The 7,546-nt window shown below is 62.8% G+C and carries 5 protein-coding genes; 4 read left to right on the top strand and 1 reads right to left on the bottom strand.

Annotation, left to right across the window (positions count from 1 at the left end):
- Positions 1 to 60: 60 nt before the first annotated feature.
- Positions 61 to 1,032, bottom strand: coding sequence for a response regulator transcription factor (locus ACMO6A_RS12775; protein WP_418471371.1), 972 nt, complete (start codon positions 1,030 to 1,032; stop codon positions 61 to 63).
- Positions 1,033 to 1,259: 227 nt separating this feature from the next.
- Between ACMO6A_RS12775 and ACMO6A_RS12770 the strand changes: the two genes are divergently transcribed.
- From ACMO6A_RS12770 to ACMO6A_RS12755, 4 genes are all read left to right on the top strand, one after another.
- Positions 1,260 to 2,846: a YfcC family protein gene (locus ACMO6A_RS12770; RefSeq protein ID WP_015760638.1), complete on the top strand. Its 1,587-nt coding sequence runs from the start codon at positions 1,260 to 1,262 to the stop codon at positions 2,844 to 2,846.
- A gap of 217 nt (positions 2,847 to 3,063) precedes the next feature.
- Positions 3,064 to 4,545: an MATE family efflux transporter gene (locus ACMO6A_RS12765; protein WP_009306977.1), complete on the top strand. Its 1,482-nt coding sequence runs from the start codon at positions 3,064 to 3,066 to the stop codon at positions 4,543 to 4,545.
- Between the two features lie 361 nt (positions 4,546 to 4,906).
- The gene (locus ACMO6A_RS12760; protein ID WP_231566094.1) at positions 4,907 to 6,742 is read left to right on the top strand and encodes an NADH-quinone oxidoreductase subunit L; all 1,836 of its coding nucleotides are present in this window, start codon (positions 4,907 to 4,909) and stop codon (positions 6,740 to 6,742) included.
- An 18-nt stretch (positions 6,743 to 6,760) separates the two neighbouring features.
- Positions 6,761 to 7,546, top strand: a 786-nt coding sequence (locus tag ACMO6A_RS12755; protein ID WP_418471370.1) for an NADH-quinone oxidoreductase subunit H, incomplete at its 3' end; no start/stop codon positions are given.

The raw sequence follows: 7,546 nt of genomic DNA, 5'->3' as shown, positions 1-7,546 counted from the left end.
ACGCCGTTTCACCTGCAATACGAACGAGCAGGGCGAATCCTGACAGCGCGGGCGAATCTTCTAGGAGAATTCCCAAAAATCCTGGATAAGCTCCTTGCGGTTAGCCCGCTCGGCCTTCTGGAGGATATGGTGCATGTGCACCTTGACGGTGCTCGGCGCAAGATGCATGGATGTGGCGATGTTCTGGTTGTCCTTGCCCAGCAGCACGAGTCGCAGCACCTCGGCCTCGCGCTTCGACAACTGTCGCGCGGCCGCGTAGGCTGCGAGATTCTGGTCGATGAACGTCTCGAGCGATGCGCCTCCCTGCGTGGGCGGTTCGGTGCGTCGTAGCGACAGGCTGCGCCACGCGCTCGTGCAGGCGGCGAAGCCGCAGCACAGCACGAGCGCGTTCTCGGCGAAGTTGCGCTCGGGGAAGAAGGGCAGCCTCTGACCTGCGATCGCATGCGGGTCGACGACCAGCAGGAACACGACGTTCTCAAGCAGGACGCAGGTGACGAGCGCCCATAGCGCGCCGTACAGAGCACGATGGCGCCGCATGCGAAGCCGTAACACGTCGTCGCGCGTGCCGATGTAGCGGGCGGCGAGGTAGACGAGCATCGCGTACAGCATGGCCTCGCGCATGCTGTAGAACAGGAACATCTGGCCGTTGCCCTCGGGCGCGAGCAGAAGCACGGCGAAGCTTGCCAGCACGAACGCCGCACCCGGGATCCAGCGTACCGCCGGCCTATCCTCCTCCAGGTACTCGCACAGCACGAGCCAGAACGATATGAGCGCGCCGCCGCCGAGGAGGACGGAAGCGACAGGGCTGCCGATGAAGAAGGGCGAGACGGACGCGTCGGAGGCTCGCTGCATGAGGAAATCGTCCTGGAACACGAGCGCCACATCGAAGAAGTAGAACAGGAACCCGGCGAACGCGTAGCGGTAGGTCTTGTTGCGCGTCACCAGGTACGACGCGAGGCACGTCGCCGCCGTTAGGATGACGGCCAAAAGCACGATGAGCGTGTAGTAGAAAAGACCCAGTCCCAGATCCATGCGCTTCCTCGTTCGCAGTCGCCGGCCTCGCGCCCAAGCGGGCGCACATCTCGAACAGTATAGACGATTCGCCGCAACGCGCCAGATCAAACGGCTCTACACCCGAAATACACCCGCTCCTACCACCAGATTAGGACTGCCCGCGCGCTCGTTCGCGCGACACGATGAAGACAACGTCCGGAACCTGCCGAACGAAACGACGAAGGTAGATGAAAGGGGATAAGCGCATGTCGACGGAAGCCGTACTGCCCACCAGCACCGCCTCGCCCAAGGAAGGCCCGCCTAAGAAGAAGAGGAAGCTCAGCTTCCCCACCGCCTTCACCATCCTGTTCGCGCTCACCATCGTCGCGGTGGCGGCTACATGGTTCGTGCCGGCGGGCCAGTACGCGAAGCTCGCGTACAACGCCGACGCGGGCACGCTTCAGATCACGAGCCCCCAGGGCGCGGTGAGCGAAGAGCCCGCCACGCAGGAGACGCTCGATGCTATCGGCGTGAACATCGGGATCGACCAGTTCACCTCGGGCGCGCTGTCCAAGCCCATCTCGGTTCCCAACACGTACGAGCGCCTGGAGCAGCAGCCCAAAGGCATCGCCGACATCACGGTGAGCATGGTGTCGGGCACGGTGGAGGCCGCCGACATCATGGTGTTCATCCTTGTGCTGGGCGGCCTTATCGGCGTGGTGAACGCGAGCGGCGCGTTCGAGTCGGGCCTCATGGCCCTCACGAAGAAGACGAAGGGCCATGAGTTCCTACTCGTGTTCCTCGTGAGCGCCCTCATGGTCCTCGGCGGAACCACGTGCGGTCTCGAAGAAGAGGCCGTCGCCTTCTATCCCATCCTCGTGCCTATATTCCTGGCGCTCGGCTACGATTCCATCATCTGCGTCGGCGCCATTTTCCTGGCAGGTTCCATGGGCACGACGTTCTCCACCATCAATCCGTTCTCGGTGGTCATCGCCTCGAACGCCGCGGGCGTGAACTTCACGCAGGGCATCGAATGGCGTATCGCGGGATGCGTCGTGGGCGCCATCGTGGTCATCGCGTATTTGTACTGGTACAGCCGCAAGATCAAGGCGAACCCGGCGTTCTCCTACACCTACGAGGATCGCGAGAAGTTCGCCAAACTGTACAACGTGGAGGCGGGGGAGACGAAGGAGGCGCGCGCGACCGGCTTCACGCTTAAGAAGAAGGCAATCCTCGTGCTGTTCGTGGCGGCGTTCCCCATCATGGTGTGGGGCGTCGTGAGCCAGGGCTGGTGGTTCCCGCAGATGGCAGCCTCGTTCCTGGCCATCGCGATCATCATCATGTTCCTGTCGGGCATCGCCGAGAAGAAGGTGGTGGATGCGTTCATCCACGGAGCGTCAAGCCTGGTGGGCGTGTCGCTCATTATCGGGCTCGCGCGCGGCATCAACCTGATCATGGAGCAGGGGCTCATCTCCGACACGCTGCTGTTCTGGTCGTCGGGGCTCGTGCATGGCATGACCGGACCTGTCTTCATCCTGGTCATGATGCTGATCTTCTTCCTGCTGGGCTTCGTGGTGCCGTCGTCGTCGGGTTTGGCCGTGCTGTCCATGCCCATCATGGCGCCGCTGGCCGACACCGTGGGCATCCCGCGCTCGGTGGTGGTGTGCGCCTACCAGTGGGGCCAATACGCCATGCTGTACCTCGCGCCCACCGGCCTCGTGCTGGCCACGCTCACGATGCTGGACATGAAGTACTCCAAGTGGCTCAAGTTCGTGTGGCCTATGGTGCTGTTCGTGCTCATCTTCGGCGGCATCCTGCTGGTCGCCCAAGTCCTCGTCTACGGCGCCGCCTGATCTGCTGGTTGTTCTCGGCAGGCGGCTTGCGTATACTGGCAAGGATCGGGATGACCCGATCCTTGCCAGGCGTCGAGCCCCTCGCAGGCTGCTCCGCCGCAAGCCCGTCTGCCGGGACAACCCGGGAAACCATCGAGCATGCGGCCCATCCGACGGCCCGCTTCGCGCGGCGCCGAGCGGCGGGCCGCATGCTCGCGCACGTATGGAGCGAAGAATCATGCACGGAACCGAAGAGGCTGTGGACGGCGAGGGCGTCGTCGCCGAGATCGCACCGAAGTCGAGAAGCGATCGGAAGATCGACCGTTTGGGCACTGAGAGCACCTTCAAGCTGCTTCTGGAGTTCTCCATCCCGGCGGTGGCGGGCATGCTCGTGCAGATGCTGTACAACGTCATCGATGCGGTATACGTGGGACATGCGGTAGGCGCCGACGGCCTGGCCGCCACCACGGTCGCGAATCCCATGATGACGGCCATGGTGGCCGTGGCCATGCTCGTGGGCGTGGGCGGCAACGCGCTGGCGGCGATCAAGCTGGGCGAGCGCAAGAAGGGCGTGGCGGAACGCGTGATGGGCAACAGCTTCGTGCTGCTGCTGATCGCCACGGCGGTGCTGTGGGGCATCGCCATCTTCGCGCTCGAGCCCATCCTTCGCTACTCGGGCGCCGACGGCTCCGTGCTGCCGCTCGCGCTCGACTTCATGACGGTGATCGTGGCAGGCTGCCCGCTGCAGTTCATCGCGTTCGGCATGAACAACTTCATCCGCACGGCAGGGCACCCCAACCGAGCGCTGGGCTCCATGCTCGTCGGAACGGGCGCGAACGTGGTGCTGGGCTACCTGTTCATCATCGTGCTCGACGGCGGCATGCGCGGCGCCGGGCTGGCCACCGTGTGCTCATGGGCGCTGTCGGCTCTGTTCGTGATGCAGTTCTTCCTCAAGAAGGGCTCACCCATGCCTTTGCGCCGTCCGTCGCTGTCGCTCGACCCGCGCATCGCGCTGCGCGTCTGCGCCCTCGGAATCGCTCCGTGCGTCACGCAACTGGGCTTCGCCGTGTCGTCTATGATAGAGAACAACCTGTTGGTGCTGTACGGTGCCGCCGATGCGCTCGGCGTGGACGGAGCGCTTGCGGTGATGCGCGTGCTGTCGGCCGTAGGCCTGTTCACGTTCATGCCGGCCATGGGCATCGCCATGGGGGCGCAACCTATCGTGGGCTACAACTACGGCGCTCGCGCTTACGGCCGCATGAAGCTCGTGCTCGTGCAGGCCATAGTGCTGGGCATCGCCATCACGACGCCTTTGTGGGCAACGGTCGTCCTCGCACCCGACCTGTACGCGCACTTGTTCGGCTTGCCCGAGATATATATGAAGGAAACGGCTTGGGCGCTTGTGCTGTACCTCATGTTCATTCCCATCCTGCCTATTCAGACCATCGGCTCGAACTACTTCGACGCCACAGGCCAGGCGGCGAAAGCGACCGTGCTCACGCTCACGCGCCAGATCCTGTTCCTTATTCCGCTGCTCGTGTTCTGCCCGCTCGTTCTGCCGCAGGTGCTGCCCATCACGGCGCTTGAGAGCGTGTGGCTGGCGCCCTCGATATCCGATATAACATCCACGCTCATCGTAAGCGGTTTTCTCGCCTTCGAATGGCGGCGCCTGCGCGCTGCGGAAGCGGGGGAGGGCTCGAATGGCCTCCATCGAGCCTAGCGGCTCGAGCCGTTCCCTCGTGTTTTGTGTGCGTGCACAATGAAATAACGGTCGGGTAACGGAGAAGAAGCGGCTCGTCAATGCGAAACCGTTTGCCTTCAACGTCTCGCCGCTGATTGAATCCGTGTTCGCCGTTGGCTCCCTTTTACCGAGCAATCGCCTCCGGAGGGGCCATGTCATCCGACCGTTTACTTTTCTCTGGTAGAGTGGCCTGGCGGGCGATATCGCTCGCTTTTATTGTTCAAGTGCAATCGGTAAAGGTAAAGGGGGAAGCTACGTGGCTATGCTCGGGTTTTTAATCCTTTTCCCGCTGGTTGTTGCCGGCGTTCTGCTTGTCGTGCGCAACAACCGAGCGAGAAACGTGATTGTGGGAGCCTCCGCGCTCGTCATCGGGTTAGCGTCGGTGTGGCTCGTCGTGTCCTATCTGGGAGCTCCGTGGATAACGTATGATTTCTACTCCCCGGTGGTCGACTACGTCTGCATGGCCGTCAGCGTGCTCATCGCTGCCGCCATCTTGTACTTCGGCATCAAGTACAAGAACCTGTGGGCTTGCGTGCTCGCAGCCGTCCAGGTGGTCGGCTCGCTTGTGTTCGAGTTCGGTTTCGCCCACGACGTCCTCGTGACCGAAGGGCTGTACCTCGACTCGCTGTCGCTGCTCATGGCGTTCATCATCGGCGTCATCGGCTCCGGCATCTGCGTGTACGCTCTCGGTTACATGGAAGACTTCCAGGCGCACGAGCCGGAAGGCGCGAAGGACCGCCGGCCGACGTTCTTCGCCCTCATGTTCGTCTTTCTGGCGGCCATGTTCCTCATCGTGTTCTCGAACAACATGCTGTGGCTGTTCACCGGCTGGGAGATCACCACGGTGTGCTCCTTCCTCCTCATCGGCTTCACCCGTACCGAGGAGGCCATCAAGAACGCCTTCCGCCAGATTATCATGAACCTGCTGGGCGGCATCGCCTTCCTGGCGGCCTTGTACGTCATGGCCATCCAGTTCAACACGCTGTCGTTCCTCGAGTTCCTGCAGATCGGCATCGCCAACCCCGGCATGGTCGTGCTGCCGGTCACGGCGCTCGCGTTCGCCGGCCTCACCAAGGCTGCGCAGATGCCGTTCCACACGTGGCTCCTCGGCGCCATGGTGGCGCCCACTCCCACGTCCGCGCTGCTGCACTCTTCGACCATGGTGAAGGCGGGCGTCTTCTTGCTCATCAAGCTGGCGCCCATCATGATGGCGTGTCCCGTTCCGTCCGTCATGGTCATCCTCGTTGGCGGCCTCACGTTCTTGTTCTGCTCGTTCATGGCCATCTCGCAGTCGAACGCCAAGCGCGTGCTGGCGTACTCCACCATCGCGAACCTCGGCTTGATCGTGGCCTGTGCGGGCGTTGGCACGCCCGAGGCGGTCTGGGCCGCGGCCTTCCTCGTGCTGTTCCACGCTATCGCGAAGTCGCTGCTGTTCCTGTGCGTCGGCACCGCCGAGCACCATATCGGCAGCCGCGACATCGAGGACATGGACCTGTTGTTCGAGCGCATGCCGCGTCTAGCCCGCTTCATGATGCTGGGTATCCTGTGCATGTTCATCGCCCCGTTCGGCATGCTGCTGGCCAAGTGGGCCACGCTCGTCTCCTTCGCGGATACCGGTCAGGTGGCGCTCATCGTGCTTCTGGCGTTCGGCTCCGCGGCCACGTTCATGTTCTGGGCGAAGTGGCTGGGCAAGCTTTCCGGCATCGCCGCTCGTCCCGAGAACGTCGAGGCCAAGGTGCATTCCAGCGAGTGGGTGGCCATCATGGTCATGGCCGTGCTCGTCATCCTGTGCTGCATTGGACTGCCCATCATCTCGTGGGCTGTGGTGGAACCGTACATCTACAGCGTGTTCGGCACCGTGGGCCAGGACATCTCGTCGTCCAACCTGTGGATCGCCTCCATCCTGTCGGCGTTCATCGCCGTGGTTCTGTTCGCCGGACTCGGCCGCTCGAAGGCCAAGAAGGTCGACATCTACCTGGCAGGCGTGAGCCGCGACAACGCCGAGCGCACGTTCTCCAACTCGCTGTCGGGCGAATCCACCGCATCGGCGCGCAACTGGTACCTCGAGGGCATCTTCGGCGAGAAGCGCTTGTCGCCGTTCGGCACCGCGTGCTGCACCGTCATCATCGTGATCGCATTCGCGGCGGCGGCCGTGGGCGTTCCGGGATTGTTCTAGGAAAGGGTGTGATCTGACATGACAATGCTCTTCGCTCTTATCGGCACCCTCGTCTTCGCCATCGTCGCGCCGGTTCTGGGATGCCTGCTCGCCGGTCTCGACCGCAAGATCTCGGCTCGTATGCAGGGTCGCGTGGGACCCCCGCTGTTGCAGCCGTACTACGATGTCCGCAAGCTCATCGAGAAGGACAACGTGTCGGTGAACTCCACCGAGGGCACCTACATCACGTGCGCCCTCGTGTTCACCCTCATCGCCGGCGGCATCTTCTTCTCCGGCGGCAACCTGCTGATGAGCGTGTTCGTGATCACGCTGTCGGGCCTGTTCTTCATCGTGGCCGCGTACTCCACGCGCTCGCCGTACGCCGAGATCGGCGCGAACCGCGAGACGCTGCAGGTCATGGCGTACGAGCCCATGGTGCTGTTCATGGCCGTGGCGTTCTACATGGCGGCCGGAACCTTCAACTCCGCAGGCGTGTTCTTCCTCGACGCGCCCGTAGTGACCAATATCTGGCTCGTATTCCTGGGCTTTTTGTTCGTGCTCACCATCAAGCTGCGCAAGTCGCCGTTCGACCTGTCGTACTCGCATCATGCGCATCAGGAGATCGTCAAGGGCATCACCACCGAGATGAGCGGCAAGACGCTGGCGAAGGTGGAGATCATGCACTGGTGCGAGAACGTGCTGTTCCTCGGCTGGACCGCGCTGTTCTTCCTTTGGGGCAACCCGCTGTCCATCGTGCTGGCGCTCGTGGTAGTGGTGCTCGTGTACTTCCTTGAGATCTGGATCGACAACAACTTCGCTCGCGTG

The sequence above is a fragment of the Eggerthella sp. genome (assembly GCF_048329335.1).
Classification (GTDB): Bacteria; Actinomycetota; Coriobacteriia; order Coriobacteriales; family Eggerthellaceae; genus Eggerthella; species Eggerthella lenta.
This window is presented reverse-complemented; position numbering and strand designations above follow the sequence as displayed.

Bases quoted from the DNA above. Each gene is read 5' to 3' on its own strand.
- ACMO6A_RS12775 (WP_418471371.1), bottom strand. From the start codon at position 1,032: ATGGATCTGGGACTGGGTCTTTTCTACTACACGCTCATCGTGCTTTTG.
- ACMO6A_RS12770 (WP_015760638.1), top strand. From the start codon at position 1,260: ATGTCGACGGAAGCCGTACTGCCCACCAGCACCGCCTCGCCCAAGGAA.
- ACMO6A_RS12765 (WP_009306977.1), top strand. From the start codon at position 3,064: ATGCACGGAACCGAAGAGGCTGTGGACGGCGAGGGCGTCGTCGCCGAG.